The following is a 23,756-nucleotide window of genomic DNA, read 5'->3' as shown; positions in this document are numbered from 1 at the left end:
CAAAAGCCCGAGCGCATATTCGAGCAAAAGCGCGCCGTGCCGATCGCCAGTGCGTCTCCCACACCGATTTCAGATCAAGGATTTTTCTCACTCATGACCGTCCATCTCGTCATTCAATCGCCCGCGTTGGGCGCCGACCATGTTGAACAGGCCGCCGCCATGGCGCAAGCCAATGGCGTGCAACGCATGAGTGCCACTGCTGCACGCTTGCGTGCGGTCAATGATGACGCCGACACACGCCATGCGCTGCGTCAGTGGAGCGAGCAAGTCGGTGTCGACATTGCATTCGTGCCGGCCGGCCGCGCGCTTGCCGACTGCAAGATCCTCGCCATGGACATGGACTCCACGTTGATCAACATCGAGTGCATCGATGAACTCGCTGACCTCGCAGGCGTCAAGCATCGTGTCTCCGAGATCACCGAAGCCGCCATGCGTGGCGAGATCAAGGACTTTTCCGAGAGCCTGCGCCGCCGCGTGGCATTGCTCACCGGCGCATCGGCCGAGGGCTTGGACACCGTGTACGCGCAGCGTCTGCGGTTGAACCCCGGTGCCGAAGAATTGGTCTCGACGGCCCAGGCGGCCGGCATCAAGGTGCTGCTGGTGTCAGGGGGCTTCACGTTCTTCACATCGCGCCTGCAAGCGCGCTTGAAGCTCGACGCCGCGTACGCCAACGATCTCGAAGTCATCGATGGCAAGTACACCGGCCAAGTGCAAGGCCGGATCCTCGATGCGCAGGCAAAACTCGACTATCTGAACGCCTTTGCCGCCGAGCACGGTGCCACGGCCGAGCAGATCATCGCCATCGGTGACGGTGCAAACGACCTGAAGATGCTGGGGGCCGCCGGTTACGCCGTGGCGTATCGCGCCAAGCCCATCGTGCGCGAGCAAACGCCGTATGCCATCAATGTATGCGGGTTGGATGCCGTGCTCAATTGGTTCGAGCATTGACGTAGGCGTATTGGGTTTTCGCCGCCGCGGTGGTCACCGTTGCGGTGATGCGTCCGGGCGTCAGCCTTTGCGCATGAACACGCTCATCGGATCTGCCGAGTACGAGCCAAATGGGGCAACGCGCCGATATCCGTATTTCTCGTACAGCGCGATCGCCTCAGGCTGATAAATACCGGTTTCCAATGCGAAACGCGTACATCCGCGCTCGATCGCCCGCGCCTTGAGAAACGCCAATATCTTGGCCGCAGTGCCTATACCCCGCCCTTCGGGTGCCACATACATACGCTTGATCTCGCCATATCCGGCTTCGATCACAATGGCGCCGCACCCTGCGGCGACGCCTGCAGCGTTGCGTGCCACCGCAAAGAGCACATGCGGCTGCGCAAGTACTGCGATATCCACCCCATGATGGCTCGCCGCCGGATACAGCGGCTTCTGGTACGCATCCAGCGCATCGATCAGGGCGAGTATGTCGGGTTGATCCGGGCGCTCGAGACAAATTTGCATAGGGGCTCCAATCCAGAAGGCCAATGAGACGCAGCGGCGGGGCAGCAAGCGGACCGGCCGCGCTCGGCCTGAAGGGCAATGCCGAGAACCTTCGGCCGACGGCAACCGCGAATCGTCCTCGTCAAAAGAAAAACGGCCCAGTCAGGGCCGCTTCGTCTTGTTCGCCAAGATAAAAAATCCTATACGTCTTGCCGCCCGCCATGATGGCGGAACAGATACCGGTAAACGAAACCCGGATATCCCAGCACCAGAAACAAACAAAACGTGATCGCGTAGAACTCCCACGTTTGCGTGAATCGGTTGCCGAGTGCCGATTCGGCGGCAAAGCCCAAGGTGCCCACGATCGCGTAAAACACCACGACCTCGATCAGCCGCATCCACAGCGGCTTGACCGCAGGCGCTCCGCCCTGCTTCCACGGCACCGCGCCAAAAACGCGTTCGGTGACGAAGGGCAGATTGGCGGTAATCAGCGCCAACGCGATCAAGAGCCAGGCGGCAATCGTCTGGTTCATAGACCCAGCGAGGTACCCATCGTCTTGATGCAGAGTGCCATCAGGCCGCCCGGCAAAATGCCAAGCACCAGAATCAGTGCACCGTTCACCGACAGCAGGCTGCGCTGGCCGATGCCGGCATGCACCGGCATGGCATCGCCCGACGGTTCGTCGAAGTACACCGCCTTGACCACACGCAGGTAGTAGAACGCGCCGATCAGCGAGAACACCACGGCAATCACGGCAATCCAGGTGTGGCCGGCGCTGACCACCGACTGCAGCACGGCCAGTTTGGCGTAGAAACCCACCATCGGCGGCAAGCCGGCCAGCGACACCATCAACATCAACACGATAGCGGCATGCCACGGGCTGCGTTGGTTCAAACCCTTCAGGTCGGCGATGTTCTCGGCTTCAAAGCCTTGACGCGCCAAAAGCAGGATCAAACCGAACGAACCCAAGGTGGTGAGCACGTAGGTGAGCATGTAGAACAACGCGCCGCCGTAGGCGTTGACCGCCAGGTTGGGACGGCCGTCCACGTAGCCCGAACCCAGCGCCAAGAGCACGAAGCCCATGTGCGAGATGCTCGAGTAGGCCAAGAGGCGCTTGAAGTTCGTTTGCACGATGGCGGTGAGGTTACCGATCGCCAGCGACAGCACGGCCATGATCAACAACATCGGCTGCCAGTCGGTGGCGAGGTCGAACAGACCTTCCACCAGCAACCGCAACGTGATGGCGAATGCCGCGAGCTTGGGCGCACCGCCCAGGATCAGCGTGGCAGCCGTAGGCGAGCCTTGATAGACGTCCGGCACCCACATATGGAACGGCACTGCGCCCAACTTGAACGCCAGGCCTGCCACCAGGAACACGATACCGAAGACCAACGGCATGTTCTGCGCACGGCCGGCGCCGATGACTTCCGAAATCACGGCGATATCGAGATGCCCGGTCGCACCGTAGATCATCGACATGCCGTACAGCAGGAAGCCCGACGCCAATGCGCCCAGCACGAAATACTTCATCGCGGCTTCGGTGGCGACGGCGTCGTCGCGACGCAGCGCGATCAAGGCATACAGGGCCAGCGACATCAATTCGAGACCGAGGTAGACCGTGATCAGATTGCCCGCCGAGATCATGACCATCTGGCCAAGCAGGGCAAACAAGGCCAGCACGTAGTACTCGCCGCCCCCGAGCATCTCGCGGTCACGCGCATACAGGCGGCCGTAGACCAGCGTGACGGCAACAGCGATGTAGGACGCCAGCTTGAGCAGGTGCGCCATGCTGTCGACCACGAACAGGCCATTGAACGTGCGGCCGGCAACGCCTTGCTGCCACTGCACGATGGTGACGACGGAAATCACAGCCAGCGCCAGGAGCGACAGGATGAACGTAGGCTTGCGCTCGGGATGCTTGTTGATGGCATCGAACAGCAGAATCGCTGCGCCGAAAATGAGCAGCAGGATTTCCGGTGTCGCCAGCGCGAAATCGATTTGAATGGGCATCATGATCCGGTCTTACAGTTTCGAGATGGCGACGTGTTGCAACAGGGCTTCCACCGAGACGTGCATGACGTCGGTGAAAGGCTTGGGATAGATCCCCATGAACAACACGGCAATCGCCATCACGCCGAGAATCAGGAACTCGCGGCGGTTGATGTCGGTGAGTTGGCGAACATGGTCGTTGGCGATATCGCCGAAGGCCACGCGCTTGACCATCCACAGCGAATAGGCTGCGCCGAAGATCAGCGCGGTCGCCGCGAGCAAACCGATCCAGAAGTTGTATTCGACGGCGCCCATGATGACCATGAACTCACCCACGAAACCGCTGGTGGCGGGCAAGCCGCTGTTGGCCATCGAGAACAGCACGAAGAAGGTGACGAAACGGGGCATCACGTTGACCACACCGCCGTAGTCGGCGATGTTGCGGGTGTGCATGCGGTCGTAAAGCACACCGATACACATGAACATCGCACCAGAAACGAAACCGTGCGAAATCATCTGCACGATGGCGCCTTCGACGCCCGCCGTATTGAACACGAAGAAACCCAGCGTCACGAAGCCCATGTGGGCGACCGACGAATAGGCTACCAATTTCTTCATGTCTTCCTGCACGATCGCGACCAGACCGATATAGATCACGGCGATCAGCGACAGCGCGATCATCATGCCGGCCAGGCTATGCGAGGCATCGGGCAGGATGGGCAGCGAGAAGCGCAGGAAACCGTAGGCGCCCAGCTTCAGCATGATGGCCGCCAGCACGATGGAGCCGCCCGTGGGGGCTTCGACGTGCGCGTCGGGCAACCACGTGTGTACCGGCCACATCGGCACCTTCACCGCGAACGCCGCCAGCAAGGCCACGAACAGCAGGATCTGCGGCGTGTAGCCGAGCTTGAGCTGATGCCAGGTGAGGATGTCGAACGAGCCGCCCGATACATTCCACAGGTAGATGAAGGCCACCAGCGTGAGCAGCGAACCCATCAGGGTGTAGAGGAAGAACTTGATCGACGCGTAAACGCGATTGGCGCCGCCCCATACACCCACAATGATGTACATCGGGATAAGTGTGGCTTCGAAGAACACGTAGAACAGCATGCCGTCGAGCGCGACGAACACGCCGACCATCAACCCCGAGAGGATGAGGAACGCCGCCATGTACTGCGCGATGCGCTTGGTGATGATCTCCCAGCCGGCCACCACGACGATGATCGTGATGAAGGCGGTGAGCAGCACGAACCAGAGCGAAATGCCGTCCACGCCCAGGTGGTACATGACATTGAACGACTCGATCCAGTTTGCGCGCTCAACGAACTGCATTGCAGCGGTGGTTTTGTCGAAGCCGGTATAGATCGGAATCGTCACCAGGAAGCTGACGATCGCGCCTACTAAGGACAGCCCGCGGGTAAAGCCGGGGCGGTCGTCACGACCCACCGCCAGCACCAACAGCCCGAACACGATCGGCACAAAGATCGCGAGCGTGAGCCAGGGAAAAGAATTGGATGCCATCTCGCCTGCCATCATTGGGGAATCAGCACAAAGAAAGTCACCAGCGCCATGATCCCGATGATCATTGCGAAGGCATAGTGATAGATGTAGCCCGACTGCAGGTGCCGGCTTGCCGCCGCTACCCAGCCGACCAATCGCGCACTGCCGTTGACCACGAGGCCATCGATCAGCCCGCGATCACCGGTTTGCCACAGGCCACGGCCCAGCACACGCGAACCGCGCGCAATCACTTGCTCGTTGACCCAGTCCACGAAGTATTTGTTCTCGAGGACCATGTTCACAAAGCGTAGGCGATGCTTGATCGCAGCCGGCACGGCGGGGTTGATCAGGTAGCAGTACCAGGCCACAACGGCACCGGCGACCACCAGCCAGAACGGCAGGGTCTGGAACGCGTGCAGGCCGTAGGCCACCCAGCCGTGGAACTCCTCGCCCAGCTCATGCATGGCCGGATGCTGCGGCAGAACCGAGATCACGCCGTCGAAGAAACCGCCGAAGAGCATCGGATCGATCACCCACGCGCCCACCAATACCGACGGGATCGCCAGCAGGATCAGCGGCAGTGTCACCACCCAGGGCGACTCGTGCGGCACACCACCATGGCCATGGCCATGGCCATGATCGTCATGACCGTGGTCGTCGTGGCCGTGAGCATCGTGCGCATGCGCGTCATGGCCATGAGCGTCGGCATGGGCCACCGCTGCCGCAGCAACGGTTCCGTGTGCGGCATGATCGTCATGACCATGCGCACCCGTGGTGTCGAAACGCGGCTTGCCGTGGAACACCAAGAAGTACACGCGGAAGGAGTACAGCGAGGTCACGAACACACCGATCAACGTGGCGTAGTAGGCGAAGGACGCACCCCACACGTTGGCCGCATGCGCGGCTTCGATGATGTTTTCCTTCGAGTAGAAACCCGAGAAGAACGGCGTACCTACCAAGGCCAGCGTACCCAGCAGGAACGTGATCCAGGTGATCGGCATGTACTTGCGCAGACCACCCATGTTGCGGATGTCCTGATCGTGGTGCATGCCGATGATGACCGAGCCTGCACCCAGGAACAGCAGTGCCTTGAAGAACGCGTGCGTCATCAGGTGGAAGATGGCGACCGAGTAGGCCGAAGCGCCGAGCGCCACCGTCATGTAGCCGAGCTGCGAGAGTGTGGAGTAAGCCACCACACGCTTGATGTCGGTTTGAATGATGCCGAGGATACCCAGGAACAATGCCCCGATGGCGCCGATCACGATGATGAACGACAGCGCGGTATCGGAATGCTCGAAGAGCGGCGAGAAACGCGCCACCATGAAGATACCGGCCGTGACCATCGTCGCCGCGTGAATCAGCGCCGAGATCGGGGTGGGACCTTCCATCGAATCGGGCAGCCAGGCGTGCAGCGGCACCTGCGCCGATTTACCCATGGCGCCGATGAAGAGCGAGATACACGCGACCGTGAGCAGCATCCAGTCGGTGCCGGGGAACGACATCGTGGCCAGATTGTCGGCCTGCTCGAACAGATCGCCGTAGTTCATCGACCCCACATAGGCGAACAACAGACCGATACCGAGCACGAAACCGAAGTCGCCCACGCGGTTGATCAGGAACGCCTTCATGTTGGCCTTGATGGCCGTGGGTCGGGTGTACCAGAAACCGATCAGCAGATAGGAGACCAGACCCACCGCTTCCCAGCCGAAGAACAACTGGAGCATGTTGTTGGACATGACCAGCATCAACATCGAGAACGTGAAGAGCGAGATATACGAGAAGAAGCGCTGATAGCCGGGATCGTCGGCCATGTAGCCGATGGTGTAGATGTGCACCATCAGCGACACCGAAGTCACCACGACCATCATCATGGCCGAGAGCGGATCGATCAGGAAACCGATGTGCAACGCCGTCTTGCCGATCAGGCTCCACGTGTAGACGTTGCCATCGAAGGTGTTGCCATCGAGCACGTCGAGCAGTACGAACACCGAACCCACCGCGGAGATCAACACCCCGAGGATGGTGATCATGTGTGAGGCCCGGCGGCCGATCGGACGGCCCAGGAAGCCTGTGCCGAACAAGCCGGCCAGGATCGCACCGACCAATGGGGCCAGTGCGATGAGCAGATAGAGGTTGGGTGAGCTAGACATTTTCTTCCAAGTCCCCGTCAGCCCTTGAGGCGATCGAGATCGTCGACGTTGATCGTGTTCAGGTTACGGAACAACAGCACCAGAATGGCCAGACCGATGGCCGCCTCGGCGGCCGCCACGGTAAGGATGAAGAACACGAACACCTGGCCTGCGGTATCGCCGAACCAGCTGGAGAAGGCGACGAAGTTCATGTTGACGGCGAGGAGCATCAGCTCGATCGCCATGAGCAACACAATCAGGTTGCGACGGTTCAGGAAGATGCCGAAGACACCGATCGCAAAGAGGATGGCGCCCAGAATCAGGTAATGAGCCAGCGTGATCGTCATGCTTTGTCTCCGGGGGTGGCGGCAGGATCCGTACCTTCGGGTGCCGGGTCGCCGGCACGCGCACGCTTGATCGTCGGCATGGTGACCATGCGGAAGCGGTCGCGGGCCTTGACGCGCACGGCGGCCGAGGCGTCGTTGTATTTCACATCGCGGCGGCGGCGCAGCGTGAGCGCGATCGCGGCGATCATGCCCACCAGCAGCAGCACGGCGCCCACTTCGACGGCGAACACGTACTGCGTGTACATCGCGGTGCCCAGTTCGAGCGCGTTGTTGTAGTCGGCCGCCCGTTCGACTTGGGGTCCGATATCGTGCCAGGTCGTGCCCAGCACGAACGACATTTCACCCACGAGGATCAAGCCGATCACCAAACCCAGCGGCAGGTACGTGCGCAATCCCTTGCGCAGGTCCGACATCCGGACATCGAGCATCATCACGACGAACAGGAACAGCACCATCACCGCGCCGACGTAGACGACGACCAGCAAGAGCGCGAGAAACTCCGCACCCAGCAGCATCCACAGCATGGCGGCATTGAAGAACACCAGGATCAGGTGCAGTACAGCGGTTACCGGGCTGCGGGCAGTGATGACGCGGAAGGCCGCAATCACCATCACTACCGACAGCAGGTAAAACAGAAACGTTGAGAAAGTCATTGTGCGTCGGTCCCGGCGATCAACGATAAGGCGCGTCTTCGGCGCGGCGGCGAGCAATCTCGGGCTCGTAGCGGTCGCCGACGGCAAGCAGCATGTCTTTGGTGAAGTACAGATCGCCGCGCTTTTCACCGTGATACTCGTGAATGTGCGTTTCGACGATCGAATCCACCGGGCAGCTTTCTTCACAGAAGCCGCAGAAGATGCACTTGGTCAGGTCGATGTCGTAGCGCGAGGTGCGGCGCGAGCCGTCTTCGCGAACTTCCGACTCGATCGTGATGGCCACCGCCGGACAGACGGCTTCGCAAAGCTTGCAGGCAATGCAACGCTCTTCGCCATTGGGGTAACGGCGCAGCGCGTGCAACCCGCGGAAACGCGCCGACGTGGGCGTCTTCTCGTGCGGGTAGCGCAGCGTGACTTTGCGCTTGAAGAAGTACTTGCCCGTCAGGCGCATGCCCTTGAGCAGTTCGGTCAGCATAAAACTGCCGAAGAAATCCTTGATCGCTTCCATTTCCAGCCTCGTCTAGCGCCAAATGTTCCAGGGCGTCTGCATCCAAATCGCAACCAGGAGCAGCCACACACCCGTCAGAGGGATGAAGATCTTCCATCCCAGACGCATGATCTGGTCGTACCGGTAGCGCGGGAACGATGCCCGGAACCACACGAAAAGCGATACGACGCAGAAAGTTTTGAGTCCCAACCAGATCCAGCCGGGAATCCACGTAAACGGCACGATGTCGACGGGCGACGTCCAGCCGCCCAGGAACATGATCGAGGCCAGGCACGACAACAAAATCATGTTGGCGTACTCACCCAGGAAGAAGAGCGCGAACGCCATCCCCGAGTACTCGACCATGTGGCCCGCCACGATTTCGGATTCGCCTTCGACCACGTCGAACGGATGGCGGTTGGTTTCGGCCACGGCCGAAATCACGTAGATCACGAACAACGGCAACAGCGGCAGCCAGTTCCACGACAGGAAGGTCAGGCCGTGATCGGCAAACCATCCGCGCGTCTGGCCCAGCACGATCTCACTCATGTTCAGGCTGCCGGACACCAGCAGCACCGTCACCAGCACGAAACCGATGGCCAGTTCGTACGACACCATTTGCGCCGAAGCGCGCAAGGCGCCGAGGAACGCGTACTTGGAGTTCGACGCCCAGCCGGCCACGATCACGCCATACACCCCCAGGGAGGTGATCGCCATCACGTAAAGCAAGCCCGCGTTGATATTGGACAACACGATTTCCGGACCGAAAGGAATGACGGCCCAGGCTGCCAGGGCAGGCATCAGGGTGACCACCGGGGCCAGCACGAACAGCACTTTGCTGGCTTCGGTGGGCACCACGACTTCTTTCGTGAGCAGCTTGAACACGTCGGCGAACGGTTGCAGCAAGCCACGGAAACCGACCCGGGTGGGCCCGAGACGCACGTGCATGGCGCCGATCATCTTGCGCTCCCAGTACGTGAGGTACGCCACGCACAGGATGATGGGGACGGCGATGACGACGATTTTGACGATCGTCCACACCACCAGCCACAGCGTGGGTCCCAACAGGGCCGTACCGTGGCTTTCCAATACGTTAAGCCATTCCATCAGACACGCTCCACGGTCAACTGACCCGTCGTTCCACCCAAGGCGGCGGTCTGTTCGAACCCTGCCGCGACACGAACCGCGCGATCGGCGACCGTATCATCCTGAACCGTTTCAAGCTCGACGGCACCCGATGCGGAGCGCACGCGCACCGCGATACCGGCCGTCAATCCCAGATCGGCCAACGTGCGGCCGTTCATGCGCGCGGTCGGTGCCCGCGAGGCCGGTGCCGACTGCAGCGCCTCGGCACGACGCACCATGGCGTCCGAGCGATAGATCGGCACATCGGCCACACGCTCAAGACCGGACACGGCGGACGGCACACCGATCGCGCCACCGATCTTGTTGGACAGACGCGTTTCCACGCCACCCGACAAGACCGCATCGCGCACCGACTCGGAGGTTTCGTCGTCGAAACCCGGAATCTGCATCACGTTGCCCAGCACGCGCAGGACTTTCCAGCCCGGACGGCTCTGGCCGAGGGGCGCGACCGTGCCCTTGAAACTTTGGGCGCGGCCTTCGGCGTTGACGAAGGTGCCCGAGGTTTCGGTGAACGGCGCGATCGGCAGCATGACGTCGGCCCACTCGGCAGCAGCCGATTTGTAAGCCGTGAGCGCGACAGCGAATTGCGCATCCTTCAAGGCCTGCACGGCTTGGGTGCCGTTATCGGCATCCAGCAGCGGCTCGGCATGCACGACCACGTAAGCTTTGAGCGGCTCGGCCAGCATTGCTGCCGCCGTCTTGCCGCCCTGCCCCGGCGTCGCGCCAGCCAGGTACCCGCCGACGGTGTTGCCGCCGGAGGTCAGGAAACCGAACTTGGCGCCTGCCAGTTCGGCCAATGCTTGCGCGTTGGCGGCCAACACCGCGGCGTTGTCGGAAGTGACCGCCAGGTTGCCCAACAGCACAGCGACGTTTTCACCGCTGTTCAGGCTGGCGGCAATCACCTTGGCGGCTTCGCCCGCTTCAACCGAAGCGAAGGCCTGGGGCGCTTGCGTGCCGCGGGCTTGCGCCAGGGCAACGGCCACTTGCGCCACGGCCTGCGGCAACGCCGACGGGGCCACCGTGATACGGCCGGCCACCGGCAGCAGCGGATCGTCGGCAGCCGCGTCGATCAGCAGGATCTGCGTGCCGCGCTTGGCGGCTTGACGCAGACGTTGCGTCATCAGCGGATGATCCTTGCGCAGGAACGAACCGATCACGATCACGCGATCGAGGTTGTCCAGTTCGGCGATCGGCATGCCCAACCACGGCGTGCCGGTCAATGCGGCATCGAATGCCGCATCGGTCTGACGCAGGCGGAAGTCGATGTTTTCCGACCCCAGGGCGCGCGTCAGGCGGGCCAGCAACGCAAATTCTTCAACCGTGGCGTACTCGGTCGCCAAGGCGCCGATCTGTCCAGCGCCGAAGCTGTCGCGTACGCGGGTCAATCCCTGAGCCACGGCTTGCAGGGCATCGGACCACGACGCTTCCGCCCACTGGCCGGAAGCATTGCGGATCATCGGTACCGACAAGCGATCGTCGCTGTTCAAGCCTTCGTACGAGAAGCGGTCGCGATCGCTGATCCAGCATTCGTTGACGGCTTCGTCTTCGAACGGCACCACGCGCATCACGCGGTCGTCCTTGACCTGAATCACCAGATTGGCACCCAGGCTGTCGTGCGGGCTCACCGAGCGGCGGCGCGCCAGTTCCCACGTGCGGGCGCTGTAGCGGAACGGCTTGGAGGTCAGTGCGCCCACGGGACAGAGGTCGATCATGTTGCCCGACAACTCGGACTCGATCGCACGGCCCACGAAGGCCGTGATTTCGGCGTGTTCGCCGCGGCCCAGCATGCCCAGCTCCATGACGCCGGCGATTTCCTGGCCGAAGCGTACGCAACGGGTGCAGTGGATGCAACGCGTCATTTCCTCGGCCGACACCAGCGGGCCCAGATCCTTGTGGAACACCACGCGCTTCTCTTCACGATAGCGCGACGCCGAGCTGCCGTAACCGACGGCCAGATCCTGCAACTGGCACTCGCCGCCCTGATCGCAGATCGGGCAATCGAGCGGGTGATTGATCAGCAGAAATTCCATCACCGACTTCTGGGCAGCGCGGGCGCGCTCCGAGCAGGTGTGCACGATCATGCCGTTCGTCGCGGGCGTAGCGCACGCGGGCAGCGCCTTGGGCGCTTTCTCGACCTCGACCAGGCACATCCGGCAGTTCGCCGCGATGGAAAGTTTCTTGTGGTAGCAGAAATGCGGTACGTACAGCCCAATCTTTTGAGCCGCATGCATCACCATGCTGCCTTCGGGCACTTCGACCGCATTACCGTCGATGGTAAGTTCAACCATTGCTATTCCTGAAACTTACAGATATTGCGGAACCACGCAGCGCTTGTGCTCCACGTGGTGCGCGAATTCGTCGCGAAAATGCTTGAGAAAGCCTCGTACCGGCATCGCGGCGGCATCACCCAGGGCGCAAATCGTACGGCCCATGATGTTGCCGGCGACGGTGTCCAGCATGTCGAGGTCTTCCGGGCGCCCTTGACCGTTCTCGATCCGGTGCACCATACGGTAGAGCCAGCCGGTGCCTTCGCGGCACGGCGTGCACTGACCGCAGCTCTCTTCAAAGTAGAAATAGGACAAGCGCATCAGCGACTTGACCATGCAACGCGTCTCGTCCATGACGATGACCGCGCCCGAACCCAGCATCGATCCGGATTTGGCGATGGAATCGTAGTCCATCGTTGTGTCCATCATGATGTCGGCCGGCAACACCGGGGCACTCGAACCGCCGGGAATCACCGCCTTGAGCTTGCGTCCGCCGCGCATGCCGCCCGCCAGCTCGAGGAGCTTGGAGAACGGCGTGCCCATCGGAATCTCGTAATTACCGGGCAACTCGACGTCGCCGGAAATGGAGAACAGCTTCGTACCGCCGTTGTTGGGCTTGCCCACTTCAAGGTACTGCGCGCCGCTATTGCGAATGATCCACGGCACGGCCGCGAATGTTTCGGTGTTGTTGATCGTGGTGGGCTTGCCGTAAAGGCCGAAGCTCGCCGGGAACGGCGGCTTGAAGCGCGGCTGGCCTTTCTTGCCCTCGAGCGATTCCAGCAGTGCGGTTTCTTCGCCACAGATGTAGGCACCGTAACCGTGGAACGCGTGCAACTGGAAGCTGAATTCCGAGCCGAGAATCTTGTCGCCCAGGAAGCCGGCGCGGCGCGCCTCTTCGAGCGCCGCTTCGAAACGGTCGTAGACCTCGAAGATTTCGCCGTGAATGTAGTTGTAGCCCACGCTGATGCCCATCGCGAACGCGGCAATGGCCATGCCTTCGATCACGATATGCGGATTGAAGCGCAGGATGTCGCGATCCTTGAACGTACCCGGCTCGCCTTCATCCGAATTGCAGACCAGATACTTTTGACCGGGGAACGCGCGCGGCATGAAGCTCCACTTCAAGCCGGTGGGAAAACCGGCGCCGCCTCGACCGCGCAAGCCGGAGGCCTTCACCTCGGCGATCACATCCTCGGGCTTCATGCCCGTGGTGAGAATCTTGCGCAAGGCTTCGTAGCCGCCACGGGCGACGTAATCCTGCAGCCCCCAGTTGTTGCCGTCGAGACCGGCCACGATCTGCGGCTCGATGTGGCGGCCATGCAGCACCATCGATTTGGACAGATCGTTCATCGGGTTGGGATCCAACCCTTGCGAAAACTGCTGGTACAGACCCGGCGCGTTCATGCCGATTCTCCTTGCGTCTTCAATCCTTCGACCAGGGCATCGAGCCGCTCGTCGGACATCTGCACGCACATGTGCTTGTTGTTGACGATGACCACCGGCGAGTCGCCGCAGGCGCCCATGCATTCGCCTTCGACCAGCGTGAACTGGCCGTCGGCCGTGGTTTCGCGATAGCCCACACCCAGCTTCTGCTTCAGAAATTCGCCGGCGCGATCGCCGTCGCGCAAGGCACAGGGCAGATTGGTGCACACCGCGATCTTGTGACGTCCCACGGGACGCACGTCGAACATGTTGTAGAACGTGGCGACTTCCTGCACCGCAATCGGCGGCACTTGCAGGTAGTTGGCCACGTCTTCCATGACGTCGGTGGGCAACCAGCCCTTCTCTTCCTGGGCGATCGCCAGGGACGCCATGATGGCGGATTGCTTCTGATCGTCCGGGAACTTTGCGAGTTCGCGATCGATCTTTTGATAGGCCTGTTCGGAAAGCAACATGATTCGAATCCGGGTTATGCGATCTGCGCGATCGCAAGCAACAACACGATGTTCATCGATCGATCTCGCCGAAAACGATGTCTTGCGTGCCGATGATGGTGACGGCGTCGGCGATCATGTGACCGCGCGACATTTCGTCCAAGGCCTGCAGATGCGGGAAGCCGGGCGCGCGGATCTTCAGGCGATACGGCTTGTTGGCGCCATCGGACACCATGTAGATGCCGAATTCGCCCTTGGGGTGCTCGACCGAGGCATAGGCCTCGCCGGGCGGAACGTGGAAGCCTTCGGTAAAGAGCTTGAAGTGGTGGATCAGCTCTTCCATGTTCGTCTTCATATTGGCGCGCGCCGGCGGTGCAACCTTGTGGTTGTCGATCATCACCGGGCCGTCGTTGTTGCGCAGCCATTCCACACACTGACGGATGATGCGATTGCTCTCGCGCATCTCGGCGATACGCACGAGATAACGGTCATAGCAGTCGCCGTTCACGCCGACAGGAATGTCGAAGTCGAGCAAGTCATACACTTCGTAGGGCTGCGTCTTGCGCAGATCCCAGGCCACACCCGAGCCACGCAGCATCGGGCCGGTGAAGCCCAAGGCCATCGCACGCTCAGGGCTGACCACGCCGATACCCACCAGACGCTGCTTCCAGATCCGGTTATCGGTGAGCAGGGTTTCGTACTCGTCCACGCACGCCGGGAAGCGATTGGTGAAGTCTTCGATGAAGTCGAGCAGCGAGCCGGAGCGCGCATCGTTCATCTCATGAAAATCTTTCTTGCTGCGCAGCTTGCTGCTGGCGTCGGCGTACTGCGGCATCACATCGGGCAGATCGCGGTAGACGCCACCGGGCCGATAGTAGGCGGCGTGCATGCGCGCACCCGACACGGCCTCATAGCAGTCCATCAGATCTTCGCGCTCGCGGAAGGCATACAGAAACACCGCCATCGCGCCCACGTCGAGCGCGTGCGAACCCAACGACATCAAGTGATTGAGCAAGCGGGTGATTTCGTCGAACATCACTCGGATGTACTGGGCGCGCAACGGCGGCTCCACACCCAACAGTTTCTCGACCGCCATCACATAGGCGTGCTCATTGCACATCATCGACACGTAGTCGAGACGATCCATGTAAGGCAGCGCCTGGATGAACGTCTTGTGCTCGGCGAGCTTCTCGGTGGCACGATGCAACAGGCCGATGTGCGGGTCGGCGCGCTGGATCACTTCGCCGTCCAGTTCGAGCACGAGGCGCAATACGCCGTGTGCCGCCGGATGCTGCGGGCCGAAGTTGAGGGTGTAGTTCTTGATTTCTGCCATGATTAACGTCCTGCCCCGTAGCTGTCTTCGCGCACGACGCGCGGCGTGACTTCACGCGGGACGATGGTGACCGGCTGATAGATCACGCGTTGCTGCTCGGGGTCGTAGCGCATTTCGACCGTGCCCGACAAGGGGAAGTCTTTGCGGAACGGATGTCCGATGAAACCGTAATCGGTGAGGATGCGGCGCAAGTCGGGATGGCCTTCAAAGACGATGCCGTACAGGTCGAACGCTTCGCGCTCGAACCAGCCTACGGCCGGCCAGCAGTCCATCAACGAGGGCACCACCGGAAAATCTTCGTTGGCGGCCCAGGTACGCACGCGCAGGCGCCAGTTGTGGGTAATCGACAGCAAGTGGATGACGACGGCGAAGCGGCTGCTGTGCAACGCGGAGCCACGCGCATCGGGCGTCTCGCGCGTGCCGTTGCCCCAGGTGAGGTAATCGACCCCACAGAGGTCGACACAGGTTTCGAAGCGCAAGCCGGCGTCGTCGCGCAAGCGGTTGCACACCGATAGCCATTGCTCGGCCGGCACTTCGAGCGTGAGTTCGCCGAGTGCTTCGGTCAAGGCGGCGTCTTCGCCGAAAATGCCGATCAGATTGGTCTTGAGTGTTTCGAGCCTGGTCATCTTTATGAACGCAAGTAGGTACCGATACTGGCCGCGGCCGGGTCGCTCGAGCGCATCGCGCTCGGGCGTCACAGGCTCAGCGGGCGATGGTGTTGGTCAGACGGATCTTGTTCTGCATTTGCAGCAGTCCGTACACCAACGCTTCGGCCGTCGGCGGACAACCCGGAACATAAACGTCCACGGGCACGATCCGATCGCAACCGCGCACCACCGAGTAGGAGTAGTGGTAGTAACCGCCCCCGTTTGCACAGGAGCCCATCGACACGACCCAACGCGGTTCGGGCATTTGGTCGTAAACCTTGCGCAGCGCGGGCGCCATCTTGTTGCACAACGTGCCGGCCACGATCATCAGATCGGACTGGCGGGGGCTGGGGCGAAAGATGATGCCGAACTGATCCAGGTCGTAGCGCGCTGCGCCTGCGTGCATCATCTCCACGGCGCAACAGGCCAGACCGAAGGTCATGGGCCACATCGAGCCCGTCTTGGCCCAGTTCAGGAACTTATCCGCACTGGTGGTGATGAAGCCTTGCTTGAGAATGCCGTCAATAGCCATGTTCGTCTCTGCTAGCGTGTGAGGGGAATGATGCGAATCGTGGGATTACTCCCAATCCAACGCGCCCTTCTTCCACTCATAAACGAATCCGACGGTGAGAATGGTCAGGAAGACAATGACCGTCCAGAATCCGACCAATCCGATCTGCTTGTTAGCGATCGCCCAGGGGAACAGAAAGGCGATTTCGAGATCGAACAGGATAAAAAGAATCGCGACGAGGTAATAACGCACGTCGAATTTCATACGCGAATCGCCGAATGCCTCGAAGCCGCACTCATAGGGCGACAGCTTTTGGGGATAGGGATTGCGGGGGCCCAGCAACGTGCCGGCGCCTAACAGTGCAAATCCGATCGCGGTAGCGACAGCGATGAATAGAAGTACCGGGAAGTATTCTTGCAAATTGGTCAGCGCGGGCATGTGTTTCTTTCGCTCGGGGCTAAAAAGGGTGCGGTAAGCGGGATAGCGCGATTGTGCGAGGGATGCTGCGCCGCAATGAATGCAACGCCCGGCAACCGGGCGGCTTCAACGGGTTCCGCGGATGAATCACTCGCGGCACACATCAAGGCCAACCTGCACAAACCTCAAGATTGTAGCATTTCATGCTAACTCGCGACTGAACCTAATAGCCTTGGACTACAGGGTCGATAACCCCCCTATTCAGGCCACAAGCCGCATGAACACTGGCGTCAGCACGCGCCGCACCCGCACCGCCACTGTTGTTGCAGCGCGACGGACTATTTCGTTCGGACAATAAAAAAGGCCACCCCTAAGAGTGACCTTGATAGACGGGCCGAACCCGTCTTGTCGAGCTTTATGCCCGCCGGCTCGCGCCGACGGGTTTCGATCTCGATCAGCTTGCGCTGACCGAAAGTCGATTAGAAGCGGTGACGGACACCGACAACACCGACCGTGCTCTTCAGACCATCTACGAAAGCATAGTCTTGCGAGTACGAAGCGTACGTGTACAGGTTCGTGCGCTTCGACAGGTCGTAGGTGTAGCCCAACGAGTAGATGTTCATCTTTTCGTCGTCGCCGGTCAACTCCGTGTTGCCACGGGGGTCAACACGCTGCCACGAACCGAACAGCTTGCTTGCGCCGCCGATCGGAGCCGTAGCGCCGACCATCCACGAGTTGGCGCGGAAGCCACCAGCCGTCGAGCGGTACGAACCGCCGAAAGCTGCGGGGATGCCAGCCGAATCAGACGAGCTGAAGGGCGACAGGCCTTGGCCACCGAAAATGCCGTTGCGGGTTTGGCCGTAAGCCAAAGCCAGCTTGACGATTTCGAAGTCGTACGAACCGCCGACGTTCCACGAACGAACCTTTTCTTGATCCAACGAGCTAACTTGGTTCAATTGGTCGTACGAAGCAGCGACGTTCAACGGGCCGTTGGCGTAACGGATACCAGCCGTGATGGCACGTTGGTTTTCGTTCGTGCGGAAGCTGTCAGCGCTGGTGGCGCCGCTGCCGGTGTTGAACGAGTAGCCAGCGCCGACTTGGAAGCCGCTGTAGCTAGGCGTTTGGTACTGAATCATGTTGTCGTAACGAACGGTGTTCAGTGCGCTGAAGCCAGCACCGATGTTCGCTTGACCGAAGCCAGCGCCGAACGGATCGATCGAACCGAAGTACTTCGAGCCGATGTTCGTTTGGCGACCGAAGTCGAGTTGACCCCAGGCGTCGTTAGCCAAGCCAACGGTCGATTGACGACCGAACAGGCGGCTGCCTTGAGCCGAACGGCCGTTGTTGGCTTCGAAGCCGCTTTCCAGAGTGAACACAGCACGCGTGCCGCCACCCAGATCTTCCGTACCACGCAGGCCCCAACGCGAGCCGTTTTGGTTGCCGCTGACCAGGCCGAATTTCGAACCGTCGAAATCGCCAGGACCGCCCTTAATCTTTTGGTAACCCACGCCGAGGTCGACGATACCGTAAAGGGTGACCGAGGTTTCTGCCTGAGCAGCACCGGCGAAACCGGCGAGCAGGGCGGCAGCGATCAGAGTCTTTTTCATTTAAGAAATCTCCGTTGATTTGAGTGACAAGAGCAGCAATCCAACACGTTAAATCTGCCGCCCCCCTAACTCCGCGAAGGGAAGTTGTAGCTATTGCATCAAAATTCGGCGGGGCTGGCTACGATTACCCTCGGAAAGGTGCTTAGAAGGGTTGGAGTGTGTTGGCAGTTAACAACAGAGTGTGGTTTTAGGGCCATTTTCGTCAGGGTAAACCCTTGGTTTTTGGCCCTTGGACTGCAAAGCGGTGTTGCGGCTGTGCATCACTCTTACCAAGCCCATCAGGGCTTCACGCGCTCCTTTCTTAAGTCGCCAACCCGCTACAAAACGCAGATAGCTCAACACTTCCAAAGGTTTGCCGAACATTTCGAAGTATTTGGCTTAGCTGCGATCGCCTCTGAAGGGATCGGTTGGATTGAATCGGGGTTTGTAGACGCCCTGCGCCGCCCCCATCATCCGGCGGTAGACAGAATCTGCCCACGCTCGTCGCGAGATTGCCCAAACCGATCATGCAACGCAAAATGGGGTCACAACCATCCAGAACGGAGGAGACCTGTCATGACCGATCGAACGTCCGGGCGCGCCGCGCCCGAGCACGCCGCCTCATTGGGTGCGTCTTCTTCGGCCTGCATGACCACCGCTGATTTTCGTGCACTCCTCGAAAGGGACCATCCTTTTGCGACCGGCCTGGGCATCGAGATCGTCGAGATCGGCTACGGTACGGCGCACGCCGTGCTGCCCGCCCAGCCTGCGCATCGGCGCCTGGGCGACATCGTGGCAGGTCCCATGTTGATGGGATTGGCGGATGTGGCGCTCTATGCCGCAGTGGTGGGCGCAACCGGACAGGCGCACGCCGTCACGGCAACGCTCACCATCAACTTTCTTCAAAAGTGCCCGGCCCGCGATGTGCATGCCCATGCGCGGCTGCTCAAGGTCGGCCGATCCACGATGGGTGAAGTCGCCTTGCATGTGGACGGCGTAGAGGGGCCGGTGGCGCATATCGTCAGCACGTGGGCGGTACCGGCATTACCGGATCGCAACGCCGCCGGGTAGCCCTCTCGTTGGAGGCTGGGCGTCGAGAGCGAGCCTCGACGTGTAGAGTAAGCTTGGCGGTCGCGCAGGAGCTTGCTCGCTTCGTTCAAGCTTAGTCGGCTCATTTAAACCAGATCGTCTCGCCAGAATGCTATGGCCGTCCCCGAGCCAGGCCATTCCGTACGCGCTTAAAGCGCCCGCGCTGCCACGGCGCGACGTTCGATCGCCTCGAGGGCGGCAATGCACAGCGCCAGCCAGACTGAGGTGATCGCCCACCCGGCCAGCACGTCGCTGGCGAAATGCACTTGCAACATGATCCGGGTGATGCCTACCACCACCACCAGCGTGGCGGCCGCCAGCAATACGGCCAGTCGGCGCGGCGGCGCAACCCGCCGCAGCGCAAAATAGGCGCCCATGCCGTAGATCGCCATCGCGGCCGAGGCGTGACCGCTGGGGAAACTCCACCCGCTGGCATCGGACAAGGTATGGACGAATTCGGGCCGCACGCGCTCGAAGGTGAGCTTGAGGACGCGATTGATCACCCCGCCCCCTGCCGTGGCGGCCACCCAGGCCACCGCCCACCACCATTGTCGACGCCACAAGAGCAGCGCCGCCACCGCGACCGCAATCACGGTCAGGAGTTGGCGATCGCCCAAATGCGTGACCACGGAAGCGATCTGCAGCACTGCCCCCGGCAAGGCCACGCGCAATGTGGCTGCCAGCGTATCGTCGAACGCCGTGATGCTGCTGTCGCGCGAGACCAGAAACGCCAGCGCCGCAAAGAGCGCCGCCGCGCCACCTGCCGCGCCCCAGTAGACGACCTGACGTCGCGCGCGGGCGCCTTCGCCCACCCCGATCTGCCAGAGGCCGGCAGTCAACCCCCAGGCCAGAATCAGCGTGCCAACCGACACCATCACCGCGTGCTCGCCCAGCCACGTGGCTGTGGCCTGCATATCCACCATCATCTGCAACCTACCTCTTCACCCACACCCATGCTTTAAAGCACCGCATCCCGGCTCAGAATGAGCTCGGACGTTTCGACCCGGTCGAAGGCCTGCGCAGCGGTGTCGAAATCCCAGCGTTCGATCAGGCACCGCGTTGGATGCAAGGCCGTATCGCGCACGATCACGTTCACGGAATTCGGCACGTCGCCACGCACCCGGTGCGATAGCGCCGTTCCGGCCTGCACGGCCCAGGCATTGCGGCCCTCCGGATCTTTCGCCAACGCTGCGACGTAAGGCAGATGAATGTGTCCGCCCAACATGAGATCCATGCCCGCGTCGATCCAGGTCGGCAACGCCACCCGGCGTCCATGCAGAAGATTGGATCGGTCCGACGCCTCACGCGCCTGGACGGGGTGATGGGCCATCACGATACGTAGCTGACGCGGGCTCGCTCGGCGCAAGCGTTCAGCCACGCGCGCGATCTGACGCGCACTGACTTCGCCGTCCTTGTGGCGCTTGGGATGCGTGGTATTCACACCGATGGCCAGCAGCTCGTCGGTCTCGAACACGGGTTCCAGGTCCTGTCCCAAGGCGCGGCGGTAGCCGCCGTAGGGATTGAAGATCCGTGCAAAAACGTTATAAAGCGGAATGTCGTGGTTGCCCGGCACACACAGCACCGGACGGCCCAGGGCGTTGATGAAATCGCGTGCCGCGTTGAACTGCGCCGTCCGCGCCCGCTGGGTAACGTCACCGCCCAGCAGCACGGCCGCCGGTTCGAGACGATCGATCAGCGCTTTCAGGGCGGCGACGACAGGCGGCTGCTCGGTGCCGAAATGCGGGTCGGAAATATGCACAAACACTGTCATGCGCGTTCGACGCCTTCGCCTTCGGCGGGTACGAGCAAGGGCAACGGATGATCGGAGACGCGGAACGTGATCGGTGTCTCCAGGTGGGTGATTTCGCCGTCCATGGCAATTTTGATCCTTCGCGGCTTGCCTGTGGGTCTTACCGTAAGACGCTCGAACCCGAAGCTGAACACTTTATCGGCGTCACCCAGGCGGCGCATCAACCCAAGCAGCAGCATGCCGTACAGCGCGAGCGTGCCGACCGGCTTGGAGCCCATCGCCACCAACTGGCCCTGCTCGAGCGCGCCGCGTTCTTCGATACCCACATGCTCAAGCTGTAGCGGGTTATTGCCCACCACGATCGACGGCGTGCGGATCGTGCGGGTTTCGCCGTCGGTTTCGATTCTCAGGGTGAGTTGCTTGTGCGCCTTGAAAAGCGTGACGATCCCCGACCAGAATGCCACCAGGCGGCTGCGCCCGTAACGCTTTTTGTATGCCTCGCGGTCTTCGAGCAATTTGGGATAAAGACCCAGGCTGGCATTGACCAGGAAAACGCGATCGTTGACCAGGCCCACTTGCGCGGGCTGGATGTGCGCGTTCAGCAGGCATCGCGTCGACTCGAGCGTTTCCTGCGAGATCCCGTAGGTGCGGCCGAAATAATTGAACGTGCCCTGGGGGAGGATACCGAACGGCACATCCTGACCGTGCACCACTTGCGCCACCGCGTTCAGGGTGCCATCGCCGCCTGCAGCGATGACCGCCCCACCTTCAGACCGCGCCAACTCAAGCGCACGCTTAGCCGTCGCCTCCAACTGGGACGGATCGTCGACCGGGAAAAGCGTAAAGCGACGGCCGGCACCATCCAGAACCGATCGGATCGCGTCCTGCACCTCTTGGGTGTCGGAGCGACCCGAAGCCGTGTTCTGCACGATGAAGAAGGGCGCGTCTTTGGCGAACGTAGTGGGCGGCATAAGGAGGAACCCAAGGCGCGTGAGTGAGGGGAGTGTGCAAGATAGCCCGGCGACGGCGCCGCCCGCAAGAAATGTAACTCGCTGACGCAGACGTACCCCGCCGTTGCATCTGCCGGCTGCAATTGTTGCACTTCCGCAGGCCGGGATCGCCACTGGGGCTCTGCCGGCACTGCCGGCCGCCCTCCCCGACAATCCACCATCACCACACAGCCATTGTTTAAATTACGACCATCATGTAAATTGACTTCCCTCACCGCCGCTTCGGACGTCCCCCATGCTTGCGTCAACGTTTTCCAGATGGTTAGCCCACCGCGGCGTCCATTACGGTTGGGTCGTCGCGGCCGTGGCGTTTCTGGCGATGCTCTCTTCCTCCGCCGCGTTGGGTTTGCCCGGCGTATTGCTGCGCCCGCTGGGCGAGAGCTACGGCTGGAACACCGAGCAGATTTCGTCAGCGCTGGCCGTCCGCTTTTTATTGTTCGGTCTGATGGCCCCGTTTTCGGCCATCTTCATGGCGCGCTATGGCTTGCGCAACGTGATGTGCGTGGCGCTCACGCTGGTGGCAAGCGGGTTGATTCTGGCCACCGGCATGACTGCCCTGTGGCAACTGTTCATGCTCTGGGGAGTGATGCTTGGCATCGGTTCCGGGCTCACGGCCTTGGTGCTGGCTGCCGTGGTGGCCAATCGCTGGTTCGACGCGCGGCGCGGACTGGTGATCGGCATGTTGACGGCAAGCTCGGCCACCGGCCAGTTGATCTTCCTGCCGATCGGTGCCTGGCTCGTTGAGCACTATGGCTGGCGCATGGCCATCGCGCCTGTGTTTGCGTTTTGTCTGGCCGTGGCGCTCCTGGCCGCGCTTTTCGTGCGCAGCCATCCGGCGGATATCGGTTTGCTGCCCTATGGCGCCAAGCCTGCCGAGAGGCCGAGTGTCGAACCTGAAAATGCCGATCCTGGGGCGGCGGCCGTTCCACCTCCCAGCGCGCCTGTGCCGCTGGGCCGCGCGTTGCTCACGCCCTTCACCCAGCTCTACAGCGTGCGTAAATCCAGCACGTTCTGGGTATTGTTCGGCACCTTCTTCATTTGCGGCTTGAGCACCAACGGCCTGATCCAGACACACTTCATTTCGCTGTGCAGCGACTTCGGTCTGTCGGCCATACCGGCCGCATCCGTATTGGCGATGATGGGCGCGTTCGACTTCGTCGGCACGATCCTGTCGGGCTGGTTGTCCGATCGCTACGACAACCGCAAGCTGCTGTTCTGGTATTACGGGCTGCGCGGCCTGTCGCTGTTCTGGCTGCCCCACTCTGAATTCTCGCTTTACGGCCTGTCGCTGTTCGCGATGTTTTACGGTCTGGACTGGATTGCCACCGTGCCCCCTACCGTCAAGCTCGCGGGCCAGGCGTTCGGCCGCGATCGTGCGCCATTGATCTTCGGGTGGATCTTCGCGGGCCACCAACTGGGTGCCGCCACAGCCGCCTACGGCGCCGGCACGGTACGCACACTCTTGCTCACCTACTCGCCGGCGCTCTATGCTGCCGGCACCGCCTGCCTCATCGCCGCAGCCGCCGTCTTCATCATTCGACGCCCAGCCGCCAAACCGGCCGACCTTACTGTTCAGCGAGCCTGAC

The 23,756-nt window shown here is 61.4% G+C and carries 23 protein-coding genes; 3 read left to right on the top strand and 20 right to left on the bottom strand.

The features are described from left to right. The first annotated feature begins 93 nt into the window (after positions 1–93). Positions 94–948, top strand: coding sequence for a phosphoserine phosphatase SerB (gene serB / locus EYW45_RS09015; RefSeq protein WP_161135026.1), 855 nt, complete (start codon positions 94–96; stop codon positions 946–948). 60 nt (positions 949–1,008) lie between these two features. Here the strand turns inward: serB and EYW45_RS09010 are convergent, their stop codons facing one another. The 17 genes from EYW45_RS09010 to EYW45_RS08930 all read right to left on the bottom strand — a co-directional run bounded on the left by EYW45_RS09010 (position 1,009) and on the right by EYW45_RS08930 (position 18,342). Further along, positions 1,009–1,455, bottom strand: a complete 447-nt coding sequence (locus tag EYW45_RS09010) for a GNAT family N-acetyltransferase (RefSeq protein WP_161135025.1) — start codon at positions 1,453–1,455, stop codon at positions 1,009–1,011. A gap of 179 nt (positions 1,456–1,634) precedes the next feature. After that, positions 1,635–1,967 carry a DUF2818 family protein gene (locus EYW45_RS09005; RefSeq protein ID WP_161135024.1) on the bottom strand — a complete coding sequence of 111 codons (333 nt, stop codon included), beginning with the start codon at positions 1,965–1,967 and terminating at the stop codon, positions 1,635–1,637. Beyond that, positions 1,964–3,448, bottom strand: a complete 1,485-nt coding sequence (gene nuoN, locus EYW45_RS09000) for an NADH-quinone oxidoreductase subunit NuoN (protein ID WP_161135023.1) — start codon at positions 3,446–3,448, stop codon at positions 1,964–1,966. The genes EYW45_RS09005 and nuoN overlap by 4 nt, the downstream gene beginning before the upstream one ends. Positions 3,449–3,457: 9 nt before the next feature. After that, entirely contained in the window at positions 3,458–4,960 is a 1,503-nt protein-coding gene (locus EYW45_RS08995) for an NADH-quinone oxidoreductase subunit M (protein WP_161135022.1), read from the bottom strand. Then, the gene (gene nuoL, locus EYW45_RS08990; RefSeq protein ID WP_161135021.1) at positions 4,957–7,074 is read right to left on the bottom strand and encodes an NADH-quinone oxidoreductase subunit L; all 2,118 of its coding nucleotides are present in this window, start codon (positions 7,072–7,074) and stop codon (positions 4,957–4,959) included. The genes EYW45_RS08995 and nuoL overlap by 4 nt, the downstream gene beginning before the upstream one ends. A gap of 17 nt (positions 7,075–7,091) precedes the next feature. After that, a complete protein-coding gene (gene nuoK, locus EYW45_RS08985; protein WP_161135020.1) occupies positions 7,092–7,400 on the bottom strand; it encodes an NADH-quinone oxidoreductase subunit NuoK in 309 nt (102 codons plus the stop codon). Then, entirely contained in the window at positions 7,397–8,053 is a 657-nt protein-coding gene (locus EYW45_RS08980) for an NADH-quinone oxidoreductase subunit J (RefSeq protein ID WP_161135019.1), read from the bottom strand. Before EYW45_RS08980 ends, nuoK begins: the two co-directional genes overlap by 4 nt. A 19-nt stretch (positions 8,054–8,072) precedes the next feature. Next, positions 8,073–8,561: an NADH-quinone oxidoreductase subunit NuoI gene (gene nuoI, locus EYW45_RS08975; RefSeq protein ID WP_161135018.1), complete on the bottom strand. Its 489-nt coding sequence runs from the start codon at positions 8,559–8,561 to the stop codon at positions 8,073–8,075. 12 nt (positions 8,562–8,573) lie between these two features. After that, positions 8,574–9,647 (bottom strand): NADH-quinone oxidoreductase subunit NuoH, encoded by a 1,074-nt coding sequence (gene nuoH, locus EYW45_RS08970; protein ID WP_161135017.1) that lies wholly within the window; start codon positions 9,645–9,647, stop codon positions 8,574–8,576. Further along, positions 9,647–11,974: an NADH-quinone oxidoreductase subunit NuoG gene (nuoG, locus tag EYW45_RS08965; protein WP_161135016.1), complete on the bottom strand. Its 2,328-nt coding sequence runs from the start codon at positions 11,972–11,974 to the stop codon at positions 9,647–9,649. The genes nuoH and nuoG overlap by 1 nt, the downstream gene beginning before the upstream one ends. Before the next feature lie 15 nt (positions 11,975–11,989). After that, complete coding sequence (gene nuoF, locus EYW45_RS08960) at positions 11,990–13,357, bottom strand: NADH-quinone oxidoreductase subunit NuoF (protein ID WP_161135015.1); 1,368 nt, start codon at positions 13,355–13,357, stop codon at positions 11,990–11,992. Then, positions 13,354–13,848, bottom strand: coding sequence for an NADH-quinone oxidoreductase subunit NuoE (gene nuoE, locus EYW45_RS08955; RefSeq protein WP_161135014.1), 495 nt, complete (start codon positions 13,846–13,848; stop codon positions 13,354–13,356). The genes nuoF and nuoE overlap by 4 nt, the downstream gene beginning before the upstream one ends. A 52-nt stretch (positions 13,849–13,900) precedes the next feature. Next, a complete protein-coding gene (locus EYW45_RS08950) occupies positions 13,901–15,160 on the bottom strand; it encodes an NADH-quinone oxidoreductase subunit D (RefSeq protein WP_161135013.1) in 1,260 nt (419 codons plus the stop codon). A 2-nt stretch (positions 15,161–15,162) separates the two neighbouring features. Beyond that, positions 15,163–15,786: an NADH-quinone oxidoreductase subunit C gene (locus EYW45_RS08945; RefSeq protein ID WP_161135012.1), complete on the bottom strand. Its 624-nt coding sequence runs from the start codon at positions 15,784–15,786 to the stop codon at positions 15,163–15,165. A 76-nt stretch (positions 15,787–15,862) separates the two neighbouring features. Further along, complete coding sequence (locus tag EYW45_RS08940) at positions 15,863–16,339, bottom strand: NuoB/complex I 20 kDa subunit family protein (protein WP_006217960.1); 477 nt, start codon at positions 16,337–16,339, stop codon at positions 15,863–15,865. A 45-nt stretch (positions 16,340–16,384) separates the two neighbouring features. Then, entirely contained in the window at positions 16,385–16,756 is a 372-nt protein-coding gene (locus EYW45_RS08935; protein WP_161135011.1) for an NADH-quinone oxidoreductase subunit A, read from the bottom strand. A gap of 458 nt (positions 16,757–17,214) precedes the next feature. Next, positions 17,215–18,342, bottom strand: a complete 1,128-nt coding sequence (locus EYW45_RS08930; protein ID WP_161135010.1) for a porin — start codon at positions 18,340–18,342, stop codon at positions 17,215–17,217. Positions 18,343–18,969: 627 nt separating this feature from the next. On the opposite strand from EYW45_RS08930, the gene EYW45_RS08925 reads away from it, so the two are divergent. Then, positions 18,970–19,392 (top strand): PaaI family thioesterase, encoded by a 423-nt coding sequence (locus EYW45_RS08925; RefSeq protein WP_235938994.1) that lies wholly within the window; start codon positions 18,970–18,972, stop codon positions 19,390–19,392. Between the two features lie 167 nt (positions 19,393–19,559). On the opposite strand, the gene EYW45_RS08920 is transcribed toward EYW45_RS08925, so the two are convergent. Genes EYW45_RS08920 through EYW45_RS08910 form a run of 3 tightly spaced genes read right to left on the bottom strand, consistent with a single transcriptional unit; the run spans position 19,560 to position 22,131 of the window. After that, entirely contained in the window at positions 19,560–20,324 is a 765-nt protein-coding gene (locus tag EYW45_RS08920) for a phosphatase PAP2 family protein (RefSeq protein WP_161135008.1), read from the bottom strand. A gap of 44 nt (positions 20,325–20,368) precedes the next feature. Then, the gene (locus EYW45_RS08915) at positions 20,369–21,181 is read right to left on the bottom strand and encodes a metallophosphoesterase family protein (protein WP_161135007.1); all 813 of its coding nucleotides are present in this window, start codon (positions 21,179–21,181) and stop codon (positions 20,369–20,371) included. Then, entirely contained in the window at positions 21,178–22,131 is a 954-nt protein-coding gene (locus EYW45_RS08910) for a diacylglycerol/lipid kinase family protein (protein ID WP_161135006.1), read from the bottom strand. Before EYW45_RS08910 ends, EYW45_RS08915 begins: the two co-directional genes overlap by 4 nt. 274 nt (positions 22,132–22,405) lie before the next feature. On the opposite strand from EYW45_RS08910, the gene EYW45_RS08905 reads away from it, so the two are divergent. Then, positions 22,406–23,755, top strand: coding sequence for an MFS transporter (locus EYW45_RS08905; RefSeq protein ID WP_161135005.1), 1,350 nt, complete (start codon positions 22,406–22,408; stop codon positions 23,753–23,755). Position 23,756: the final 1 nt, after the last annotated feature.

The organism is Schauerella aestuarii (assembly GCF_009866805.1).
Classification (GTDB): Bacteria; Pseudomonadota; Gammaproteobacteria; order Burkholderiales; family Burkholderiaceae_B; genus Schauerella; species Schauerella aestuarii.
The sequence above is the reverse complement of the archived record's forward strand: the minus strand, read 5'-3'. Positions and strand labels throughout refer to the sequence as shown.

What these genes read in the sequence shown, in the direction of transcription:
- nuoG (WP_161135016.1), bottom strand. Translation starts at nt 11,974, where the DNA reads ATGGTTGAACTTACCATCGACGGTAATGCGGTCGAAGTGCCCGAAGGC.
- EYW45_RS09005 (WP_161135024.1), bottom strand. Translation starts at nt 1,967, where the DNA reads ATGAACCAGACGATTGCCGCCTGGCTCTTGATCGCGTTGGCGCTGATT.
- EYW45_RS08980 (WP_161135019.1), bottom strand. Translation starts at nt 8,053, where the DNA reads ATGACTTTCTCAACGTTTCTGTTTTACCTGCTGTCGGTAGTGATGGTG.
- EYW45_RS08995 (WP_161135022.1), bottom strand. Translation starts at nt 4,960, where the DNA reads ATGATGGCAGGCGAGATGGCATCCAATTCTTTTCCCTGGCTCACGCTC.
- EYW45_RS08920 (WP_161135008.1), bottom strand. Translation starts at nt 20,324, where the DNA reads ATGCAGGCCACAGCCACGTGGCTGGGCGAGCACGCGGTGATGGTGTCG.
- nuoK (WP_161135020.1), bottom strand. Translation starts at nt 7,400, where the DNA reads ATGACGATCACGCTGGCTCATTACCTGATTCTGGGCGCCATCCTCTTT.
- EYW45_RS08945 (WP_161135012.1), bottom strand. Translation starts at nt 15,786, where the DNA reads ATGACCAGGCTCGAAACACTCAAGACCAATCTGATCGGCATTTTCGGC.
- EYW45_RS08935 (WP_161135011.1), bottom strand. Translation starts at nt 16,756, where the DNA reads ATGCCCGCGCTGACCAATTTGCAAGAATACTTCCCGGTACTTCTATTC.
- EYW45_RS08910 (WP_161135006.1), bottom strand. Translation starts at nt 22,131, where the DNA reads ATGCCGCCCACTACGTTCGCCAAAGACGCGCCCTTCTTCATCGTGCAG.
- EYW45_RS08940 (WP_006217960.1), bottom strand. Translation starts at nt 16,339, where the DNA reads ATGGCTATTGACGGCATTCTCAAGCAAGGCTTCATCACCACCAGTGCG.
- nuoF (WP_161135015.1), bottom strand. Translation starts at nt 13,357, where the DNA reads ATGAACGCGCCGGGTCTGTACCAGCAGTTTTCGCAAGGGTTGGATCCC.
- nuoH (WP_161135017.1), bottom strand. Translation starts at nt 9,647, where the DNA reads ATGGAATGGCTTAACGTATTGGAAAGCCACGGTACGGCCCTGTTGGGA.
- nuoL (WP_161135021.1), bottom strand. Translation starts at nt 7,074, where the DNA reads ATGTCTAGCTCACCCAACCTCTATCTGCTCATCGCACTGGCCCCATTG.
- nuoE (WP_161135014.1), bottom strand. Translation starts at nt 13,848, where the DNA reads ATGTTGCTTTCCGAACAGGCCTATCAAAAGATCGATCGCGAACTCGCA.
- serB (WP_161135026.1), top strand. Translation starts at nt 94, where the DNA reads ATGACCGTCCATCTCGTCATTCAATCGCCCGCGTTGGGCGCCGACCAT.
- nuoN (WP_161135023.1), bottom strand. Translation starts at nt 3,448, where the DNA reads ATGATGCCCATTCAAATCGATTTCGCGCTGGCGACACCGGAAATCCTG.
- EYW45_RS08905 (WP_161135005.1), top strand. Translation starts at nt 22,406, where the DNA reads ATGCTTGCGTCAACGTTTTCCAGATGGTTAGCCCACCGCGGCGTCCAT.
- EYW45_RS08915 (WP_161135007.1), bottom strand. Translation starts at nt 21,181, where the DNA reads ATGACAGTGTTTGTGCATATTTCCGACCCGCATTTCGGCACCGAGCAG.
- nuoI (WP_161135018.1), bottom strand. Translation starts at nt 8,561, where the DNA reads ATGGAAGCGATCAAGGATTTCTTCGGCAGTTTTATGCTGACCGAACTG.
- EYW45_RS08925 (WP_235938994.1), top strand. Translation starts at nt 18,970, where the DNA reads ATGACCACCGCTGATTTTCGTGCACTCCTCGAAAGGGACCATCCTTTT.
- EYW45_RS08930 (WP_161135010.1), bottom strand. Translation starts at nt 18,342, where the DNA reads ATGAAAAAGACTCTGATCGCTGCCGCCCTGCTCGCCGGTTTCGCCGGT.
- EYW45_RS09010 (WP_161135025.1), bottom strand. Translation starts at nt 1,455, where the DNA reads ATGCAAATTTGTCTCGAGCGCCCGGATCAACCCGACATACTCGCCCTG.
- EYW45_RS08950 (WP_161135013.1), bottom strand. Translation starts at nt 15,160, where the DNA reads ATGGCAGAAATCAAGAACTACACCCTCAACTTCGGCCCGCAGCATCCG.